The sequence below is a fragment of the Bradyrhizobium brasilense genome, assembly GCF_029714345.1.
GTDB classification, from domain to species: domain Bacteria; phylum Pseudomonadota; class Alphaproteobacteria; order Rhizobiales; family Xanthobacteraceae; genus Bradyrhizobium; species Bradyrhizobium australafricanum.
This window is the reverse complement of the sequence record NZ_CP121669.1, coordinates 4,555,105-4,573,826: the sequence shown is the minus strand read 5'-3', so window position 1 is coordinate 4,573,826 and position 18,722 is coordinate 4,555,105. Positions and strand designations below refer to the sequence as shown.

19 protein-coding genes are annotated in these 18,722 nt (G+C 65.2%); 3 read left to right on the top strand and 16 right to left on the bottom strand.

Annotation, left to right across the window (positions count from 1 at the left end):
* Window positions 1-13 precede the first annotated feature (13 nt).
* The 13 genes from QA635_RS21485 to eno form a co-directional block, all read right to left on the bottom strand.
* Window positions 14-982 (bottom strand): tripartite tricarboxylate transporter substrate binding protein BugD, encoded by a 969-nt coding sequence (locus QA635_RS21485; RefSeq protein ID WP_283061353.1) that lies wholly within the window; start codon window positions 980-982, stop codon window positions 14-16.
* Window positions 983-1,061: 79 nt separating this feature from the next.
* A complete protein-coding gene (locus tag QA635_RS21480) occupies window positions 1,062-2,303 on the bottom strand; it encodes a threonine synthase (RefSeq protein WP_283061352.1) in 1,242 nt (413 codons plus the stop codon).
* A gap of 179 nt (window positions 2,304-2,482) precedes the next feature.
* Entirely contained in the window at window positions 2,483-3,904 is a 1,422-nt protein-coding gene (gene lpdA / locus QA635_RS21475) for a dihydrolipoyl dehydrogenase (protein ID WP_283061351.1), read from the bottom strand.
* A 17-nt stretch (window positions 3,905-3,921) separates the two neighbouring features.
* Entirely contained in the window at window positions 3,922-4,164 is a 243-nt protein-coding gene (locus QA635_RS21470; RefSeq protein ID WP_283061349.1) for a hypothetical protein, read from the bottom strand.
* Window positions 4,165-4,341: a hypothetical protein gene (locus QA635_RS21465; protein WP_168858567.1), complete on the bottom strand. Its 177-nt coding sequence runs from the start codon at window positions 4,339-4,341 to the stop codon at window positions 4,165-4,167. It abuts the gene before it with no gap.
* Window positions 4,342-4,353: 12 nt separating this feature from the next.
* Window positions 4,354-5,718: a pyruvate dehydrogenase complex dihydrolipoamide acetyltransferase gene (locus QA635_RS21460; protein ID WP_283061348.1), complete on the bottom strand. Its 1,365-nt coding sequence runs from the start codon at window positions 5,716-5,718 to the stop codon at window positions 4,354-4,356.
* 2 nt (window positions 5,719-5,720) lie between these two features.
* Window positions 5,721-6,026, bottom strand: a complete 306-nt coding sequence (locus tag QA635_RS21455) for a DUF5076 domain-containing protein (protein WP_018271806.1) — start codon at window positions 6,024-6,026, stop codon at window positions 5,721-5,723.
* A 5-nt stretch (window positions 6,027-6,031) separates the two neighbouring features.
* Window positions 6,032-7,426: a pyruvate dehydrogenase complex E1 component subunit beta gene (locus QA635_RS21450; RefSeq protein ID WP_283061347.1), complete on the bottom strand. Its 1,395-nt coding sequence runs from the start codon at window positions 7,424-7,426 to the stop codon at window positions 6,032-6,034.
* Between the two features lie 44 nt (window positions 7,427-7,470).
* Window positions 7,471-8,490, bottom strand: coding sequence for a pyruvate dehydrogenase (acetyl-transferring) E1 component subunit alpha (gene pdhA, locus QA635_RS21445; RefSeq protein WP_057016533.1), 1,020 nt, complete (start codon window positions 8,488-8,490; stop codon window positions 7,471-7,473).
* Between the two features lie 166 nt (window positions 8,491-8,656).
* Window positions 8,657-8,968 carry an FtsB family cell division protein gene (locus QA635_RS21440; RefSeq protein ID WP_028334062.1) on the bottom strand — a complete coding sequence of 104 codons (312 nt, stop codon included), beginning with the start codon at window positions 8,966-8,968 and terminating at the stop codon, window positions 8,657-8,659.
* 140 nt (window positions 8,969-9,108) lie between these two features.
* Window positions 9,109-9,660 carry an NADPH-dependent FMN reductase gene (locus tag QA635_RS21435; protein ID WP_028339709.1) on the bottom strand — a complete coding sequence of 184 codons (552 nt, stop codon included), beginning with the start codon at window positions 9,658-9,660 and terminating at the stop codon, window positions 9,109-9,111.
* A 170-nt stretch (window positions 9,661-9,830) separates the two neighbouring features.
* On the bottom strand, window positions 9,831-10,967 hold the full coding sequence (locus QA635_RS21430) for a zinc-binding dehydrogenase (protein WP_283061344.1): 1,137 nt from the start codon (window positions 10,965-10,967) through the stop codon (window positions 9,831-9,833).
* Window positions 10,968-11,014: 47 nt separating this feature from the next.
* A complete protein-coding gene (gene eno, locus QA635_RS21425) occupies window positions 11,015-12,298 on the bottom strand; it encodes a phosphopyruvate hydratase (protein ID WP_057016595.1) in 1,284 nt (427 codons plus the stop codon).
* Window positions 12,299-12,472: 174 nt separating this feature from the next.
* On the opposite strand from eno, the gene QA635_RS21420 reads away from it, so the two are divergent.
* A complete protein-coding gene (locus QA635_RS21420; RefSeq protein WP_028339706.1) occupies window positions 12,473-13,456 on the top strand; it encodes a Vgb family protein in 984 nt (327 codons plus the stop codon).
* Between the two features lie 69 nt (window positions 13,457-13,525).
* Window positions 13,526-13,987, top strand: coding sequence for a preQ(1) synthase (gene queF / locus QA635_RS21415; RefSeq protein ID WP_283061341.1), 462 nt, complete (start codon window positions 13,526-13,528; stop codon window positions 13,985-13,987).
* 9 nt (window positions 13,988-13,996) lie between these two features.
* Here the strand turns inward: queF and glsA are convergent, their stop codons facing one another.
* From glsA to kdsA, 3 genes are all read right to left on the bottom strand, one after another.
* Window positions 13,997-15,847: a glutaminase A gene (glsA, locus tag QA635_RS21410; protein ID WP_283071740.1), complete on the bottom strand. Its 1,851-nt coding sequence runs from the start codon at window positions 15,845-15,847 to the stop codon at window positions 13,997-13,999.
* A gap of 166 nt (window positions 15,848-16,013) precedes the next feature.
* Window positions 16,014-17,207: an MFS transporter gene (locus QA635_RS21405; protein ID WP_283061340.1), complete on the bottom strand. Its 1,194-nt coding sequence runs from the start codon at window positions 17,205-17,207 to the stop codon at window positions 16,014-16,016.
* A 15-nt stretch (window positions 17,208-17,222) separates the two neighbouring features.
* On the bottom strand, window positions 17,223-18,080 hold the full coding sequence (gene kdsA / locus QA635_RS21400; RefSeq protein WP_283061339.1) for a 3-deoxy-8-phosphooctulonate synthase: 858 nt from the start codon (window positions 18,078-18,080) through the stop codon (window positions 17,223-17,225).
* Window positions 18,081-18,245: 165 nt separating this feature from the next.
* On the opposite strand from kdsA, the gene QA635_RS21395 reads away from it, so the two are divergent.
* Window positions 18,246-18,578, top strand: coding sequence for a PAAR domain-containing protein (locus tag QA635_RS21395; RefSeq protein ID WP_283061338.1), 333 nt, complete (start codon window positions 18,246-18,248; stop codon window positions 18,576-18,578).
* The last annotated feature ends 144 nt before the right edge of the window (window positions 18,579-18,722 follow it).

The window sequence follows — 18,722 nt, the reverse complement described above, 5'->3', positions numbered from 1 at the left end:
GGGATGACAAGTTTCAATCCACCTTCACGTTGGCGGCCTTGATCATCGGCCACCACTTCGCGATTTCCGCCTTCTGCCAGGCGCCGAGTGCATCCGGCGTGAGCTGGTCCTTCGGCGGCATCTGCAAGCCCAAATTTTCGAGCTGCTTCTGCACGGCCGGATTGGCCATCGCCTCGACCGCCGCGGCATTGAGCTTGGCCACGATCTCCTTCGGGGTACCCTTCGGCACCCAGAGACCGGACCACAGCGTCATGTGGAAGCCCGGCAGGCCGGCCTCGTCGACCGTCGGGACGTCGGGCGCATTCGCGACCCGCTTGGAATCGGTGACCGCATAGGCGCGGATATTGCCGGCGCGGACCTGGTTGATCGAGTTCGAGGTCTGGTCGACGATGATGTCGATCTGGCCGGCGACGAGGTCGTTCAGCGCCGGCCCGGTGCCGCGATACGGCACATATTGCAACTTGATGCCGGAGACGTTCTCGAAATAGAGCCCGGCGATATGGCTGCCGCTGCCGGCGCCGGCGGTGCCCGCGGTCGGCGGCGCCGGCCGCGACTTCAGCCACTCCAGCAATTCCTTCAGCGATTTCGCCGGCACGGCGTTCTTGCTGACGATGATCATCGGGTTGCTCGGCAGCAGCACCACCGGCTCGAGATCGGTGACGAGGTCGTAGCCGAGCTTGTAGATCGCGCCGTTGGCGACATGGGTGCCGAGATGGCCGAACGAGATGGTGTAGCCGTCGGGCGCCGAGCGCACCGCACGGCCGACGCCGATCGAGCCGCCCGCCCCGGTCACGTTCTCGATCAGAAGCACCTCGCCCAGCGACTGCTTCATGCGCTCGCCGAGGATGCGCGCCATCGCATCCGAGGGGCCGCCGGCAGCAAACGGCACCACGATGGTGATCGGGTGCGCGGGATAGGTTTCCGCGGAAACGATCCCCGTCAACGCCAACATCGCCAATACGGCCAGAACCAGCTTCCGCATCACGCTCTCCCTCAATTTTCTTGTTTCCAATTATTTTTGAAGGGCCACCTCTCGACAAGATGGCCCTTCGGATGAGGCGTCAGAACTGCGAGAAGTCGATCGGCTTGTGCCGGTCGAGCGTGCGGGTGATCGGCGGCAGCGGGTATTTCAGGCCGCTGGCGCAGTTGAACAGCATCACGCGGTCGCTCTTGCTGACGCGGCCGTCGGCGAGGCTCTCCTTGTAGGCGGCATAGGTCGCGGCGCCCTCGGGGCACAGCAGCAGCCCCTCCTCGCGCGCGACCTCGTTGAGGGCAACGCTGATCTTGTCGTCGTCGACGGCGATCGCAAAGCCCTTGCTCTCGCGCACCGCGCGCAAAATGAGGAAGTCGCCGATCGCCTGCGGTACGCGGATGCCCGAGGCGATGGTGTGGGCGTCCTCCCAGCGCGCGGCGTGTTCGGTGCCGGCCTCATAGGCCCGCACCATCGGCGCGCAGCCGGAGGCCTGCACCGCGACCATACGCGGCCGCTTCGAACCGATGAAGCCGATCTTCTCGAGCTCGTCGAACGCCTTCCACATGCCGATCAGGCCGGTGCCGCCGCCGGTCGGGTAGAAGATCACGTCGGGCACGTCCCAGCCGAGCTGCTCGGCAAGTTCAAGCCCCATCGTCTTCTTGCCCTCGATCCGGTACGGCTCCTTCAGGGTCGAGGTATCGAACCAGCCGACCTTCGCCTTGCCCTCGCCGACGATCTTGCCGCAGTCATCGATATAGCCGTTGACGCGATAGACGGTGGCGCCCTGCAGCTCGATCTCGCTGACATTCACCTCCGGCGTGTCCGCCGGGCAGAAGATCGTGGTCTTGATGCCGCAGGAGGTCGCGTAGGCCGCCAGCGCCGCGCCGGCATTGCCGTTGGTCGGCATCGCCATGTGCTTGATGCCGAGCGCCTTGCCCATCGACACCGCCATCACGAGGCCGCGTGCCTTGAACGAGCCGGTCGGCAGCCGCCCCTCATCTTTCACAATGATCTCGCCGCCGCCAAGCCTGGCGCCGAGCCGCGGCAGCCGGATCAGCGGTGTCGTGACCTCGCCGAGCGAGACGATGTCCTTGCATTTGCGCACCGGCAGCAGCTCGCGGTAGCGCCACAGATCGGCGGGGCGCTCGGCCAGCGCGTCTTTGGTGAGCGCCTTCTTCACCCCGGCGAGGTCATAGCGGACCAGCAGCGGCTTGCCGGCCTTGGAGAGGTTGTGCACCTGGTCCGCGGGATAGTGATCGCCCTCCATCGCGCATTCGAGATGGGTGACAAAGGTCGGGCGTTCGATGGTGAGGTTGTCGTTGTCTTTCACGAGATGCGCTCTTTCCTTTTTCTTTGCGAATTCGTTTTGTCGGACCCGTCACCCTGAGGAGGCCGCGCAGCGGCCGTCGCGAAGGGCGACGAGCCCCGCTGCTCGCTCCGGGCCGTGCATCCTTCGAGACGCGCTCCGCGCTCCTCAGGATGACGGGACCGTGGCCGCCGTCCTCAGCCTCAGATATTCAGCACCCGCCCGTAGGCATCGAGCACTGCTTCCTTCATCATTTCCGACAAGGTCGGATGCGGGAAGACAGTGTGCATCAATTCCTCTTCCGTGGTCTCCAGATTCATCGCCACCACATAGCCCTGGATCAGCTCGGTGACCTCGGCGCCGATCATGTGCGCGCCGAGCAGCTGCCCGGTCTTCTTGTCGAACACCACCTTGACGAGGCCCTGGTCCTCGCCGAGCGCGATCGCCTTGCCGTTGCCGACGAACGGGAAGCGGCCGACCCGGATCTCGCGGCCGTCTTCCTTGGCCTTGGCCTCGGTGAGGCCGACGGAGGCGACCTGCGGGTTGCAGTAGGTGCAGCCCGGGATCATCAGCTTGTCCATCGGATGCGGATGCAGGCCCTTGATCGCCTCGATGCAGATCACGCCCTCATGCTCGGCCTTGTGCGCGAGCATCGGCGGTCCCGCGACGTCGCCGATCGCATAGATGCCGGGAACGTTGGTCTTGCCGAGGCCGTCGATCACGATGCAGCCGCGATCGGTTTTGACGCCAAGCTTCTCCAGCCCAAGATTCTCGATATTGCCGACCACGCCGACCGCCGAAATCACGCGCTCGAACTCCACCGCTTGCGGCTTCTCCTTGCCGTCGTCGATGGTCGCAACCACGCTGTCGGCCTTCTTCTCGAGCTTTGTCACCTTGGTCGAGGTGAGTATCTTGATCCCCATCTTCTCAAACCGCTTGCGGGCGAGCCCTGCGATTTCCGCATCCTCGACCGGGAGAATCTGCGGCAGCACCTCGACCACGGTGACGTCGGCGCCCATGGTGTGGAAGAACGAGGCGAACTCGATGCCGATCGCGCCGGAGCCGACCACCAGCAGCGACTTCGGCATCCGCTCCGGCACCATCGCCTCGAAATAGGTCCAGATCAGCTTCTTGTCGGGCTCGAGCCCGGGCAGCACGCGCGGCCGCGCGCCGGTCGCCACGATGATGTGCTTGGCCTGATAGCTGCCCTCGCCGCTGGCGCCCTTCGGCGCCTCGACCGCCGACTTCTTCACCGTGATCTTGCCGGGCGCGTCGATCGTGGCCTCGCCCCAGATCACCGTGACCTTGTTCTTCTTCATCAGGAAGCCGACGCCGTCATTGAGGCGCTTCGAGACGCCGCGCGAGCGCTGCACCACCGCCTTCGGATCGAACGAGACGTTGTCGGCCGACAACCCGTAATCCTTGGCGTGCTGCATGTAGTGATAGATCTCGGCGGAGCGCAGCAGCGCTTTGGTCGGAATGCAGCCCCAGTTCAGGCAGATGCCGCCGAGATAGGATTTCTCGACGATCGCGGTCTTGAGGCCGAGCTGCGCGGCGCGGATCGCGGTCACGTAGCCGCCGGGGCCGGAGCCGATGATGATGACGTCAAAGGATGTGTCGGCCATGGCGGCTCCCGTTCAACTCAACGTGTGACGCCGCGGGCGCGGCTTCTTGCGATCAATGACCTGACCAGCCATTCGAGTCCGATCACCAGGGCCATGATGGCCAGGGCCGTCAGCACGATCGGCTGGGCGATGTTCCGCGCCAGCTGCTCGCCGGCGAAGAACGCGGAGTGTAGAAGATCCAATCCGACCGGATTGAGCACCAGTGCGGCCGACAGCAACAGCGAGATCCAGGGCCAGCGCGTGCGAGCCATGCTGGCCATTCATCCGTACTCCCGCCATACCGCACCGAGGAACACGGACCACGCCAGCGCCAGCACCGCGGCGCCGATCATCATGATCCTGAACTGGATCGTCGATATCAGGTCGCGGTTGACCGCGACGAGCAACGCGACGGCGATGGCGGCGAGCAGGACGTACGGACCGACGATCGCGTACATGGCGGATGCCCGTCACACCATCATCATCACGGGGTTTTCGATCAGCTGCTTGAAGGCGCCGATCAGCTCGGCACCGAGCGCGCCGTCGATCGCACGGTGATCGCACGACAGGGTCACGCTCATCATGTGCGCGATCTCGATCTTGCCGCCGCGCACCACCGGACGCTCCTCCGAGGTGCCGACGGCGAGGATCGAGGCATGCGGCGGATTGATCACGGCGGTGAAGTGGTTGATGCCGTACATGCCGAGGTTGGAGACCGCGGTGGTGCCGCCCTGATATTCCTCCGGCTTCAGCTTGCGGGCCCGGGCGCGGGCGGCAAAATCCTTCATCTCGTTGGAGATGGTCGAGAGCGTCTTGGTCTCGGCCTTGCGGATGATCGGCGTGATCAGGCCGCCCGGCATCGCCACCGCGACGCCGACGTCGGAATGCTTGTGCTTGAGCATGCCGCCTTCGGTCCAGCTGACGTTGCAGTTCGGAATCTTTTGCAACGCGACCGCCATCGCCTTGATGACGAAGTCGTTGACCGAGATCTTGTAGAGCGGCTTCTTCTCCTTGTCCTTCGGCGCTGCGGCGTTGATCTCCTCGCGCGCGGCGAGCAACTTGCCGATGTCGCAGTCGATGGTGAGATAGAAGTGCGGGACGTTCTGCACCGAGGCGGTGAGACGCTGCGCGATGGTGCGGCGCATGCCGTCATGCGGCACCACCTCGTAGGAGCCCGGCTCGAACAGCGCGAGGATCTGCTTGTCCGACATTGACGGCGCGATGCTCGGTCCCGCGGCGGGCGCTGCCGCCGGCGCCTTCAGGCCCTTGCCGGACTTGGCCTCGTCGACGTCGCGCGCGATGACGCGGCCATGCGGGCCGGTGCCGGTGATGCGGATAAGATCGATGCCGGCTTCCTTTGCCAACCGGCGCGCCAGGGGCGATGAGAACACCCGGGCGTGGCCGTTGGCTTGCGCGGCTGGTGCAGCGGCCTGAGGCGCCGCTGCCGGCGCTGCGGCCGGCTTCGGCGCAGGCGCCGCCGCCGGTGCGGGAGCCGCCGCAGGCGCGGCCTGGGTAGCGGGCTTCGGCGCCTCGGCGGGTTTGGCGGCCGGTGCGGCGCCCGCTCCGGCGCTGGCTGCCGCCTTCACATCCTCGCCGTCGCCGGCCATGACAGCGATGACGTCGTTGACCGGCACGTCCTGGGTGCCTTCGGGCACCAGGATCTTGGCGATCGTGCCTTCATCGACCGCCTCGACTTCCATCGTCGCCTTGTCGGTCTCGATCTCCGCGATCACGTCGCCGGACTTGACCTTGTCGCCCTCTTTCTTGAGCCACTTGGCGAGGTTGCCCTTTTCCATCGTCGGCGACAGCGCGGGCATGAGAATATTGATCGGCATTGTCAGTGACCTTGTTGCGACCGCGGTTTGGTTTGGCCCATGTCGGTCGGCCGGGCGATTTCGGCTTCGAACATCTCGACGATGCGCGCGAGCGCCTCGTCCTCGGTGTATTCGCTCTCGCGCGCGTAGGCGCGCGCGGCATGGCGGGCGATGTCGACCAGCATCAGCCCCCACATGTCCGGCTCCTCGAAAGCGCGCTGGAACGCGATCGACAGGCCGCCGTCGACGACGAAGGCGCGCAGCACCTCGATGGCGTCGTCGCGGCCCATCACGTCAGGCGGCAGCGGCTGCTCCTTGGGACCGGCCATCGGCGTTACCGGTAGGATACGGCCTTGGCGGCGGCGACCACCTCGGCGACGGAGGGCAGAGCGAGCTTTTCGAGATTGGCAGCGTAAGGCATCGGCACGTCCTTGCCGGAGACGCGCGCCACCGGCGCGTCGAGATAGTCGAAGGCGTGCTCCATGATACGCGACGCGACCTCGGAGCCGACGCCGCTCTGCTGCCAGCCCTCCTCCACCGTCACCGCGCGGCCGGTCTTCTTGACCGAGTTGATGATGGTCTCGGTGTCCATCGGACGGATGGTGCGGAGATCGACGACCTCGGCCTCGATGCCTTCCTTGGCGAGTTCGTCGGCAGCCTTCAGCGCATAGGACATGCCCATGGCCCAGGAGACGATGGTGACGTCCTTGCCGGCGCGGGCGATCCGCGCCTTGCCGATCGGCACCACGAAATCAGCCAGCTTCGGCACCTCGCCGGTGTGGCCGTACAGCACCTCGTTCTCGAGGAAGATCACCGGATTGGGATCGCGGATCGCGGCCTTGAGCAGGCCCTTGTAATCGGCGGCCGAATACGGCGCGATCACCTTGAGGCCCGGGATCTGCGAGTACCACGCCGCATAGTCCTGGCTGTGCTGCGCGGCGACGCGCGCAGCGGCACCGTTCGGGCCGCGGAACACGATCGAGCATCCCATCTGGCCGCCGGACATATAGAGCGTCTTGGCGGCGGAGTTGATGATCTGGTCGATCGCCTGCATGGCGAAGTTGAAGGTCATGAACTCGACGATCGGCTTCAAGCCCGCCATCGCCGCGCCGACGCCGACGCCGGCAAAGCCGTGCTCGGTGATCGGCGTATCGATCACGCGGCGGGCGCCGAATTCCTGCAACAGGCCCTGCGTCACCTTGTAGGCGCCCTGATATTCCGCGACCTCCTCGCCCATGATGAAGACGTCGCCGTCGCGGCGCATCTCCTCGGCCATCGCATCGCGCAGCGCCTCGCGAATGGTCTGCGTGACCATCTCGGTCCCCGCGGGGATTTCCGGATCGGGCAGCGGCTCGGTCGCAGGCGCGGCCGGCGTCTTCGCCGCGGGCTGCGGCGCTTCCGCCTTGGCTTCGGCAGGCGCGGCCTCGGCGGGCTTCGGCTGCGGCACTGGTGCCGCCGGCGCCTTGGCGAGGTCGGCGGCGCTTTCGCCGTCGACGAGAATGGTGGCGATCGGCGTGTTCACCGCAACGTCCGCGGTGCCTTCCGGAATCAGGATCTTGCCGAGCGTGCCCTCGTCGGTTGCCTCGACCTCCATCGTCGCCTTGTCGGTCTCGATCTCGGCGATGACGTCACCGGACTTGATGGTCTCGCCTTCCTTTTTCAGCCATTTGGCGAGGTTGCCCTTCTCCATGGTGGGCGACAGCGCAGGCATCAGCACTTGAATGGGCATATCGGCTCCCGAAATCGGTCTTGAAATTCGTCTGCGCGGTGGGGTCAGCGGTAGATGTCGGTGTAGAGCTCGGCCGGATCCGGCTCCGGATCGTGCTGCGCGAAGTCTGCGGCCTCGTTGACGATCTCGCGCACCTGGGCGTCGATCGCCTTCAGGTCCTGCTCGCTGGCGCCCGAGGCCAGCAAGCGGTTGCGCACCTGCTCGATCGGGTCCTGGTCGTGACGCACCTTCTCGACCTCCTCGCGCGTGCGGTACTTCGCCGGATCGGACATCGAATGGCCGCGGTAGCGGTAGGTCTGCATCTCCAGAATCATCGGACCGTTGCCGCCGCGGCACCAGGCCACGGCCTCATCGGCGGCGGCCTTGACGGCGCGCACGTCCATGCCGTCGACCTGCTTGCCCGGAATGTTGAAGGAGGCGCCGCGCTTGGAGAAATCCTGCTGGGCCGATGCGCGCGACACCGAGGTGCCCATCGCATAGCGGTTGTTCTCGATCACATAGATCACCGGCAGCTTCCACAGCTCCGCCATGTTGAAGCTTTCATAGACCTGGCCCTGGTTGGCCGCGCCGTCGCCGAAATAGGTCACGCTGACGTTATCGTTGCCGCGATAGCGGTTGGCGAACGCAAGGCCGGTGCCGAGCGAGACCTGCGCGCCCACGATCCCGTGACCGCCGTAGAAATGCTTCTCCTTGCTGAACATGTGCATGGAGCCGCCCTTGCCGCGGGAATAGCCGCCGCGGCGTCCGGTCAATTCGGCCATCACGCCCTTGGCTTCCATGTCGCAGGCCAGCATGTGGCCGTGGTCCCGGTAGCCGGTTATGACCTCGTCGCCCGGCTTCAGCGCCATCTGCATGCCGACCACGACCGCTTCCTGGCCGATATAGAGATGGCAGAACCCGCCGATCGCACCCATGCCGTAGAGTTGACCGGCCTTCTCCTCGAAGCGCCGGATCAGGAGCATGTCCCGCAGTGCCTTGAGCTCCTGCTCTTTGGTGAATTCGGGGGGAGAGCCGGCCTTCTCCTGCCCTGATTCTTTTGCGACGCTTTTCTTGGGTGCGGCCATGGCAATTCCGGGTGAGAGAAGTCGGAGAACCCTCTCTAACCCAACTCAAATCGCCTTGGAAGGATTGCGTTCGCCCGATGGAATTTTGCTATGCCGCACTGCAGCGCAGCGCGACATTTTTGTGATAGCGCGCGAATGATTTTGAAATTTGAGAACGCGTCGTCAGTTACTTGTTGATCCGAACGAGATCACGCGGATTGGCGTAGTCGAGCTGGAAGCGCGCACGCTCGTCCAGCATGTCGGGATCGACCCGGTCCGACCGCAGCAGCGACACCCGCTGCTCGCCCTCGGCCCGCTCCTTCTTCAGCCGCGCCAGCTCGGAGGTCAGCGCGATGATCTCCTGATCGAGCTCCTGCCGCGCGTTCAAGCCGTATTTGCCGGTGTAGGCGTTGACGCCGAAATAGCCGACCATCAGCGCCGCCAGCGTATAGAGGGCGAGCCCGGTCAGAATCGATTTGAGGCGTGTGCGGGAAACCATGGCCGCGAGCATGCGGCCATGGGGTTAACGAACGCTGAACCAGAGCGTTTTCGAGCGAAGTGGATACCGGTTCGCGTGAGGAAGACGCGTCAGAACAAGTTCAGAGCCCGTTCCGATTCATTCGGAACGGGACTCTTTGCTCAGCGGTTCTGCTTTTCGATAAAGGCCGCGAAGGCGTCGAGATACTGCTGCAGCACGCCCTTGAGCGACTCCTTGGTCAGTTCGCCGTTGTCGTCGAAGGCATCGCCGACGCCGTTGAGATAGGCTTCCGGCTGACCGAGGATCGGGCCGGAAATGCCCGGCAGGATGTTCTGCAGGTGCTTCACCGCGCTGACGCCGCCGAGCGGTCCGGGCGAATTGCCGATGATGCCGATCGGCTTGCCGATGAACGAGCTCTTGCCGTAGGGCCGCGAGGCGACGTCGATGGCGTTCTTCAGCACGCCCGGGATCGAGCGGTTGTATTCGGGGGTCACGAACAGCACGCCGTTCGACTTCTGCAGCTTCTCGCGGAAGGCGAGCCAGTCCGCCGGCGGCGCGGCCTCGAGGTCCTGGTTGAAGAAGGAAATTTCCTGAAGCGTCGTCACATCGAGCTTCAGCGACGCCGGTGCGAGCTTGGCCAGCGCATTGGCGATCTTGAGCGAGAAGCTCTGTTTGCGGATGCTGCCGACGATGGTGACGATGTTATAGGCCATAGCAAATTCCCCTCGGGTTGCGCGTGAAACTGGTGGCCATCACCTACCGGCGCACCAAGAAAGATGCAAGTGCATGGATCGTCCAATTCCGGAAACGCAGCGTTTCGCGGAATTGGTCTATGCAAAGCAAAAAGGCCGCCCCCATCGGGACGGCCCCTGCGTTTCGATCCTCAGCCCTTGTTCGGGTTGATCAGGAATTTCTCGCCGGTCGAGCGCTTGTTGTAGACGGCGATGTTGTCGAGCTGCAGGGTCTCCTGCAACGAGACCACCTTGGTGTAGTGACTGGCGAAAGTCGTCTTCAACTCGGCCACCACGCGCTGGCGCAGCTTGTTGCCGGCCTCCGGACCGATCTTCATCAGGAACGGGAACAGCAGCCAGCCGCCGACGCCCCAGGCCATGCCGAAGCCGCGCGGCAATTCGATCGAGCGCGTGTCGAGGCTGCCATAGACATAGACCTGCTTGTGTACATTCGAGCCGTAGCGGCTGTAGGCCTTGGCGGTCTTGTTGATCGCGGTCTCCATCGCGACCAGGATCTGGCCCGCGAGCTTGCCGCCGCCGATCGCATCGAAGGCGATGGTGGCGCCGGTGTCGACCAGCGCGCCGGTGAGCTTGTCCATGAAATCGGGCGTGGAGGAATCGACGACATGCTTGGCGCCGATCTTGTGCAGGATGTCGGCCTGCTCCTTGTTGCGCACGATGTTGACGAGGCCGATGCCGTCCTTGAGACAGATCTTGTTGAGCATCTGGCCGAGATTGGACGCGGCCGCGGTGTGCACCAGCGCCTTGTGCCCCTCGCGCCGCATCGTCTCGGTCATGCCGAGCGCGGTCAGCGGATTGACGAAGCAGGATGCGCCTTCCGCCGGCGTGGTGCCGTCGGGCAGCGGCAGGCATTCGTTGACGCGCAGCGTGCGGTATTGCGCATACATCGCGCCACCGATCATCGCGACCGTGCGGCCCATCAGCGCTTTCGCCGCATCCGATGAACCGGTCCTGATCACGACGCCGGCACCTTCATTGCCGACCGGCATGGACTCATCGAGCCGTGCGGCGAGGCCCGGCAATGCCGCTTCCGGCACGCGCGCAGTCACCACAGGCAATTCCTTGCTGCCGGAGACCTTGGCGGCCGACATGTCGGCCGGGCCGATCAACAGACCAAGATCGGACGGATTGATCGGGGTCGCCTCGACCCGGACCACGACTTCGTCGGGACCGGGCTCGGGGGTCGGGACATTGACCAGCGATATTTCCAGCTCGCCATTCTTCTTGAGCAGCGAACGCAGCTGCAGACCGCTCTTGCCATCGCTCATCCCGACCTCCCTTTTGCGTTTTGTTGGATCCCGTTCAAGCTGGGGCGCTACGCCAGCGCCTTCAAGGCCGCCCTCCCCGCGTATTTCGCCTGGGTGCCGAGCTGCTGCTCGATGCGCAGCAGCTGGTTGTACTTGGCGGTGCGGTCGGAGCGCGCCAGCGAGCCGGTCTTGATCTGCCCGCAATTGGTGGCGACCGCAAGATCGGCGATCGTGGAGTCCTCGGTCTCGCCGGAGCGATGCGACATCACGGCGGTGTAGCCGGCCTTGTAGGCCATCTCGATCGCCGCAAGCGTCTCGGTCAGCGTGCCGATCTGGTTGACCTTGACCAGGATCGAATTGGCGCGGCCGTTCTTGATGCCGTCGGCAAGCCGGGTGACGTTGGTGACGAACAGATCGTCACCGACCAGCTGGCACTTCTTGCCGATCGCATCCGTCAGCTCCTTCCAGCCGTCCATGTCGTCCTCCGACATGCCGTCCTCGATGGTGACGATCGGATAGCGGCCGACAAGATCGGCGAGATACTTCACCTGCTCGGAGCGCGAGCGGGTCTTGTTCTCGCCGCCATAGACGTAGGAGCCTTCCTTGAAGAATTCGGTCGAGGCGCAGTCGAGGCCGAGCACGACGTCGTCGCCCGCCTTGTAGCCGGCCTTGCCGATCGCGTTCATGACGAATTCGAGGGCGGCGTCGGCCGACGGCAGGTTCGGCGCGAAGCCGCCCTCGTCGCCGACATTGGTGTTGTGGCCGGCCTTCTTCAGCTCGCCGCGCAGCGTGTGGAAGATTTCCGAACCGCAACGCAGCGCCTCGGCGAACGAGGTGGCGCCGACCGGCAGGATCATGAATTCCTGGAAGTCGATCGGGTTGTCGGCGTGCACGCCGCCATTGATGATGTTCATCATCGGCACCGGCAGCGTCCGCGCCGACGTACCGCCGACATAACGATACAGCGGCATGTCGAAGGATTCGGCGGCGGCCTTGGCGCAGGCCAGCGAGACGCCGAGGATGGCGTTGGCCCCGAGCCGGCTCTTGTTCGGCGTACCGTCGAGCTCGATCATGATCTGGTCGATGGCGACCTGCTCCTCGACGGCCTGGTCGCTGAGCGCCTCGAAGATCTCACCGTTGATGGCGGCGACCGCCTTTTCGACGCCCTTGCCGAGATAGCGCGCCTTGTTGCCGTCGCGCAGTTCCACCGCCTCATGCGCGCCGGTGGAGGCGCCCGACGGCACGGCCGCGCGACCGATTGACCCATCCTCCAGCACCACATCGACCTCGACCGTGGGGTTGCCGCGGCTATCAAGGATTTCGCGGCCGATGATGTCGACGATGTCAGTCATGACGTGCTCTTTCTCGATATGGGGTTGGCTGATGCGCCGCGTCATACACGGCGCGCAAGCAAATGTGAACGGCCCGCCCGCCCGGCCCGTCTGACGGTGCAATGTGGTGGGTTTATGCTGTCGGGGATTACCTTCGCGTGCTGGCCCATTGTTTCACGAAGCCGGGATAACGCAATGAACCGTCGCCAGTTTCTCGCCTCCACCACTGCCGCGATTTTGACCACGAGAGCGCAGGCGCAGGATGCCCAGACGCCGTTCCGGGTGAAATATTTCAACGTCGACGCCGGGACCGGCCTGCACGATGTCACGCCGGCGCCCGATGGCACCGTCTGGTTCACGGGCCAGCGCAGCGGTGCGCTGGGCCGGCTCAATCCGCGCGACAGTGCGTTCAAGCTGGTCAGCCTCGGCAAGGGTGCGGCCCCGCACGGCGTCACGATCGGCCCCGACGGCGCGCCATGGGTAACCGAGGGCGGGCAGAATGCGATCGCCCGCGTCGACCCCGGCGACCACAAGGTGACGCTGTTCCGCCTGCCTGAGAAAGCCGCTGACGCCAATCTCAACACCGGCGTGTTCGACAAGCGCGGCGTCTACTGGTTCACCGGCCAGTCCGGCTTCTACGGCCGGCTCGATCCGAAATCCGGTGAGATGAAGGTGTTCGAGGCACCGCGCGGCGTCGGCCCCTACGGCATCACCGTGACCCCAAACGGCGACATCTGGTACGCCTCGCTTGCCGGCAGCTATATCGCACGGATTGACCTTGCGACCGGCAACGCCAGCGTGGTCCAGCCGCCGACGCCGAAACAGGGCGCGCGACGGGTGTGGTCGGATTCGCGGGGGCGGATCTGGGTCAGCGAATGGAACAGCGGCAACGTGTCGGTGCACGATCCCGCCGACGGGACGTGGAGGGCCTGGAAGCTGCCCGGCAGCAATCCACGGACCTATGCCGTCTATGTCGACGACAAGGACAAGGTCTGGCTTACCGATTTCTCGGCCAACGCGATCATGCGCTTCGATCCGGTGGGCGCGACCTTCAACGCCTTTCCGAGCGACCGCGCCGGCGCGAATGTTCGGCAACTCGATGGCCGGCCCGGCGAGGTCTGGGGCTGTGAATCCGGCCAAGACCGCTTGGTCCTGATCCAGACTGCCGCGCCCGCGTAGCACCCTGCCCCCGCACGCGGACGGTTGACGAACCGCCCGCTTCCGTTCATTTCGGCCGCTCCCACAAGGATGAGGCCCATGGCGAAGAAAATCCTGCAACTCGGCCGTGCCGTCGCGTGGCCGGATAGCCCGGACAAGGCGGTGCTCGACCGCGTCCCCAATCCGCAGGCCGGCACGGATTATCTGGTGCGCTTCGCTATCCCGGAATTCACCTCGGTCTGCCCGATCACCGGCCAGCCGGACTTCGCCCATCTGGTGCTCGACTATGTGCCGGGCCGATGGCTCCTGGAATCTAAGTCGCTGAAACTCTATGCGGCGAGCTTCCGCAATCACGGCGCCTTCCACGAGGATTGCACCGTCATGATCGGCAAGCGCATCGTCGGGGAAATCAAGCCGAAATGGCTGCGGATCGGCGGTTACTGGTATCCGCGCGGCGGCATCCCGATCGACGTGTTCTTCCAGACCGGCCGGCTGCCGAAGGGCGTCTGGGTTCCCGATCAGGGCGTCGCGCCCTATCGTGGGCGCGGGTGATCCGGCGTCTCAATAGGCGCTCAGCAGATCGACCTTGGCATTGGCGAGGATCAGGCGGCGCGCCAGCAGTGCGGAAAGATTGCGCATGATCTTCATCGAAATCTGCGGGTGGAGCTGACGATAGTCGGCAAAGCTGTCGATCGGTAGCTCGAGGCATTTGACCGGGGTGTCCGCCCAGACGTCGGCGCTGCGGTGGCTCTCGATGATCGCCATCTCGCCGAACTCCATGCCCGGCCCGAGCGAGGCAAGCCGCACGCCGCTCGGCAGCTTCACGCTCACCATCCCGCTTTGCAGGAAGAACAACGAATTGGCCGGCTCGCCGGCCACGACGATGCGCTGGCCGGCGTCGTAGCGGCGCGGCGTCGAGAGTTCGGCGAGCGCAGCGATCTCCTCGGGCGCGAGATCGGCCAACAGCGCCTGCTCGCCGAGATGGGCGGTCTCCTTGGTCTCGGTGAAGCCGCCATAGCGGTAGATCAGTTGATCCTCGGCCCATTCAACGGCGTCGTCGAGCAGCGGAAAATGCCGCAACCGCTTCGGCTCTTCGATCTGCGCGCGGATCGTGGCCCAGACCGGCGACGTCGTCTCGACACCGGAGATGATCGTGGTGACACCGGAATTTCCGAGCGTGGCGATTGTCTCAGCCAGCAGCTGGGCGCCGGCTGCCGTGATGTCGGGCACGCGGTGGAAATCTAGGATCAGCAGCGGCGCGCCGGGCGGCTCGCTGGACAGCCGGCGAGTGACGTAGTCGATCGACGCGAAGTTGAGCGCCCCCACCAGCTCGATGACGCGGGTGTCGCTGTGGCGGTCATCGAGGATCTGCTGTTCGTGCGGCTGGCGGCTGCGGCGGGAGGTGATGCCGAAGATGTCGTAGTCGGCGATGATGCAGGTGCGGACGTCGCCGCTGCGGTTGAGCATATGCAGATCAAATCGCGCCGACAGCGCCTCGCAAACCTTCAGGCCTCGCACGCTGTTGAAGTGCCCATCGAGCAGCGGCGAAAAGGTGCCGAGCCCCAATTGCGACGGGAGCGCTGCGACGATGCCGCCGCCGACCCCACTCTTGGCGGGCATTCCGACGCGATAGATCCACTCGCCGGCATAGTCGTACATGCCTGAGCTCGTCATCACCGACAGCGTGCGCGCGACGACATGCGGCGTCACCACCTGGACGCCGGTGACCGGATTGACGCCGCGATTGGCGAGCGTTGCGGCCATCACCGCGAGGTCGCGCGCGGTGACGAGAATTGCGCATTGCCGGAAATAGATATCGAGCACGGCATCGACGCCGTCCTGTAGCACGAGGTAGTTGCGCAGCAGCCAGGCGATCGCACGATTGCGGTTGCCGGTCGCCGTCTCCGACGCATGGACCGCGTCGTCGACGTCGAGTTCGCGGCCGGCAAACTGGCCGAGCTTGTCCCGGATGCGCTCGAATGCGGCGCGGCCATCGACCTCGTGGATCAGCCCGGAGCAGGCAATCGCGCCGGCGTTGACCATCGGATTGAACGGCTTGTTGTCGTTGGTCAGCCGGATCGAGTTGAATGCCTCACCGCTCGGCTCGACGCCGATCGCCGACGCGACGCGCGCTTCGCCGACGAGATCGAGGGCCAGCGCAAACACGAACGCCTTCGAAACGGACTGGATGGTGAAAGGAGCGGCGCTGTCGCCGACTTCGTAGACATGGCCATCGATGGTGACGAGGCTGATGCCGAAATGCGCCGGGTTGGCCCGTTTCAGCTCCGGAATGTAGTCGGCGAGCGCGCCGGAATTGTCCGATTTGAATTCTTGGTGGCAGGAGGCCAGAAAACGCTGAAGTGGAGGCTCGGTGCCATATCCCGTTGTCCTGACCTCCGCATTCCCTCGAATAGGCCAGCCAGTCTGGACGTCCACGCTCTCACCTCAAATGGCGAGAAATAAGCAATCCTCATGCCATGCGCCGTCGTCCGAACGCTGCTGCGACATGCGTCATCCTGACGCTGCACCCCGCTTCCCTGCATGTTGTGTCTGCCACCGCCGGTGGGCCCGTGGACGCCTAGGTTGTCTGCGCATCGGCGGGCCTGGTCTGCCGCAGAAACCGCGCGCAGATAAAGCCGAGCACGACCATCACGGCGGCGGCTGACACCAACGTCGCGGTCTTGCCGACGTGTTGCAGGCAGAAGCCGTAAGCGATCGGGCCGACGGTCTGGCCCATGAAAAAGAAGAACGAGTGCAGCGACAGCGCGGTGGCGCGCGCCTCGACCGACAGCTCGCTGGCGAACACCTGCAGGCAGCCGTGGATCATGTAGAAGCCGAGGCCCATCACCAGGAGGCTCGCCATCTGCAGCTTCCAGTGCGGTCCGAAGGCAACACCGACCAGCTGGATCGCGACCAGCGTTGCGCCGACGATCATCATGCCCCTCACCCCGATCAACGGCAGCAGCCGAGAGACCGTCAGCGTGTAGAGCAATCCGCCGATCGCAAAGCCCGCGATCACGATGCCGGCGATCGACAGCGAGGTCTCGCCGAGCTCGAACAGAAATGAAGCGATGAAGGGAAACAGCCCGAGCACGCAGCAGCCTTCGATGAACACCGCCGAATAGCAGATGCGCGCGTTCGGATTGGTGAAGATGGTGCGATAGCCGTGGCGCAGCGCCTTCAGGCTGGTGCGCGGCGGACGGTTCAGCGCGGCGCCGCGGAAGCCGGCAGCAACCGCCAATGCTACGATGATCACGAGGCCGCCGAGCACCGCGAGCACGCCGCGCCAGCCGAGGAAGTCGCCGATCAGGCCGGAGGCCGTGGCGCCGAGCAGATTGCCGGTCATCGAGCCGGCCAGCGTTCGCCCGATCGCGAGCTGCCGCTTGTCCGGACCGACCAGATCGCTGGTCAGCGACAGCGCCACCGGAAACACACCGCCCGAGCCGATGCCGGCGAGGATGCGGGTCACGAACAGCATCGGAAACGAGGTCGAGAGCGCGCCGAGGATGTTGGCAACGCCGAGCAGTCCGAGGCAGATCGTCATCAGCCGCGCCTTGCCGAACAAATCGGCGGCGGCGCCGATCGCCGGCTGCACCGCGGCAAAGGTGAAGGCGAACACCGCGGCAAAGCTCGCCGCGGTCGCGATGCTGACGCCGAAATCCTCGGCGACATGCGGCAGCACCGGATCGAGCGCGCGCACCGACAGGCTCGCCGCGAAGGTCGCCAGCGTGATCACGTTGAGGGCCGGCGGCATGCCGCTGGTTGCGGTCATGTCGTTGTCCGCCGGTCAGGCCGCCGTCTTCGCCAGCGCGTCGAACTGCATCAGCCGCTTGACGAGGGACTCGAAGTCACGGAGCGGCACCATGTTGGGGCCGTCCGACGGCGCGTGATCCGGATCAGGATGGGTCTCGATGAACACGCCGGCGACGCCGACCGCGACCGCGGCGCGCGCCAGCACCGGCACGAATTCACGCTCGCCGCCCGACGAGGTGCCCTTGCCGCCCGGCTGCTGCACCGAATGGGTAGCGTCGAAGATGACAGGCGCGCCGGTGGTGCGCGACAAGATCGGCAGCGCGCGCATGTCCGAGACCAGCGTGTTGTAGCCGAACGACGCGCCGCGCTCGGTGACCAGCACATTGGCGTTGCCGGCGCCGGTGATCTTGCTGACCACATTGGCCATGTCCCACGGCGCCAGGAACTGGCCCTTCTTGACGTTGACGACCTTGCCGGTCGCGGCCGCGGCCAGCAAGAGATCGGTCTGCCGGCACAGGAAGGCCGGAATCTGCAGCACGTCGACTGCCTGCGCCACTTCGGCGCACTGGGTCGCCTCATGTACGTCGGTGAGCACGGGCAGTCCGAGCGAAGCCCGGATCTCGGCGAAGATCGGCAGCGCCTGCGCCAATCCGATGCCGCGCGCCGCGGTCGCGCTGGTGCGGTTCGCCTTGTCGAACGAGGTCTTGTACACCAGACCGATCTTGAGCCGGGCCGCGATCTCCTTCAGCGCGGACGCCACTTCCAGCGCGTGCGCGCGGCTCTCGAGCTGGCAGGGACCGGCGATGATCGAAATCGGCAAGGCATTGCCGAACTTGGCCGATCCGACGGCAACGATCGGCGCGGCGGCTTGCGCGGAAACCTGATTGGTCAAAATGCTGCATCCTTTTGCCGGCGACCATGCAGTCCCGCGCGGGACGGATCAAGCCATCCCGCACGATGAGGGGGTTGCGCTGACGCCGTGGGTGCGCCGTGCTAACACAATCCCGCCCAAACAACGCCTATAAACTGGCGCGGAACAGATTCCCATGAGGAAGCCATGCGCATCCCGCTGATGATCGGAGCCGCCGCCCTGTCGGCGATGTCGGGCCTGGCCTATGGGCAGACCAACGGCCAGCCCGGGGTCGTCACCAGCGGCGCCACCGGCGTCACCGTCAATGGCAAACCGGCGGCCCGCAGCGGCGACACCACCAGCAATGGCGGCCCGCTCGTCGAGGGCGTGCCCAACGTCCTGATCAACGGCAAGCCGGCGGTGGTCATGGGCGATCGCACGCATTGCGGCGGCAAGACGACCTCCGGCAGCCACGGCGTCTTCATCAACGGCAAGCCGATGGTGACCCAGGGCGATCAGACGTCCGGCTGCCCGCAATAGCGTCGCTGAAACATTTTTCCTCCCAAGGGGCCGAGTAAAGATCCCTCCCCGTCATTGCGAGGAGCCCGCGACAAAATTGCGAAGCAATTTTGCGCTGAAGCGACGAAGCAATCCATCGCTCCGCATATGTGGTGCCAATGGATT

Excerpts from the sequence above, each read along its gene's own strand:
- QA635_RS21420 (WP_028339706.1), top strand. The coding sequence starts at position 12,473 with ATGAACCGTCGCCAGTTTCTCGCCTCCACCACTGCCGCGATTTTGACC.
- QA635_RS21470 (WP_283061349.1), bottom strand. The coding sequence starts at position 4,164 with ATGGCCAGCATGGCTCGCACGCGCTGGCCCTGGATCTCGCTGTTGCTG.
- pdhA (WP_057016533.1), bottom strand. The coding sequence starts at position 8,490 with ATGGCCGCACCCAAGAAAAGCGTCGCAAAAGAATCAGGGCAGGAGAAG.
- QA635_RS21465 (WP_168858567.1), bottom strand. The coding sequence starts at position 4,341 with ATGTACGCGATCGTCGGTCCGTACGTCCTGCTCGCCGCCATCGCCGTC.
- QA635_RS21405 (WP_283061340.1), bottom strand. The coding sequence starts at position 17,207 with ATGACCGCAACCAGCGGCATGCCGCCGGCCCTCAACGTGATCACGCTG.
- QA635_RS21430 (WP_283061344.1), bottom strand. The coding sequence starts at position 10,967 with ATGAGCGATGGCAAGAGCGGTCTGCAGCTGCGTTCGCTGCTCAAGAAG.
- eno (WP_057016595.1), bottom strand. The coding sequence starts at position 12,298 with ATGACTGACATCGTCGACATCATCGGCCGCGAAATCCTTGATAGCCGC.
- lpdA (WP_283061351.1), bottom strand. The coding sequence starts at position 3,904 with ATGGCCGACACATCCTTTGACGTCATCATCATCGGCTCCGGCCCCGGC.
- QA635_RS21395 (WP_283061338.1), top strand. The coding sequence starts at position 18,246 with ATGCGCATCCCGCTGATGATCGGAGCCGCCGCCCTGTCGGCGATGTCG.
- QA635_RS21440 (WP_028334062.1), bottom strand. The coding sequence starts at position 8,968 with ATGGTTTCCCGCACACGCCTCAAATCGATTCTGACCGGGCTCGCCCTC.
- QA635_RS21450 (WP_283061347.1), bottom strand. The coding sequence starts at position 7,426 with ATGCCCATTCAAGTGCTGATGCCTGCGCTGTCGCCCACCATGGAGAAG.
- QA635_RS21435 (WP_028339709.1), bottom strand. The coding sequence starts at position 9,660 with ATGGCCTATAACATCGTCACCATCGTCGGCAGCATCCGCAAACAGAGC.
- QA635_RS21485 (WP_283061353.1), bottom strand. The coding sequence starts at position 982 with ATGCGGAAGCTGGTTCTGGCCGTATTGGCGATGTTGGCGTTGACGGGG.
- QA635_RS21455 (WP_018271806.1), bottom strand. The coding sequence starts at position 6,026 with ATGGCCGGTCCCAAGGAGCAGCCGCTGCCGCCTGACGTGATGGGCCGC.
- QA635_RS21460 (WP_283061348.1), bottom strand. The coding sequence starts at position 5,718 with ATGCCGATCAATATTCTCATGCCCGCGCTGTCGCCGACGATGGAAAAG.
- queF (WP_283061341.1), top strand. The coding sequence starts at position 13,526 with ATGAGGCCCATGGCGAAGAAAATCCTGCAACTCGGCCGTGCCGTCGCG.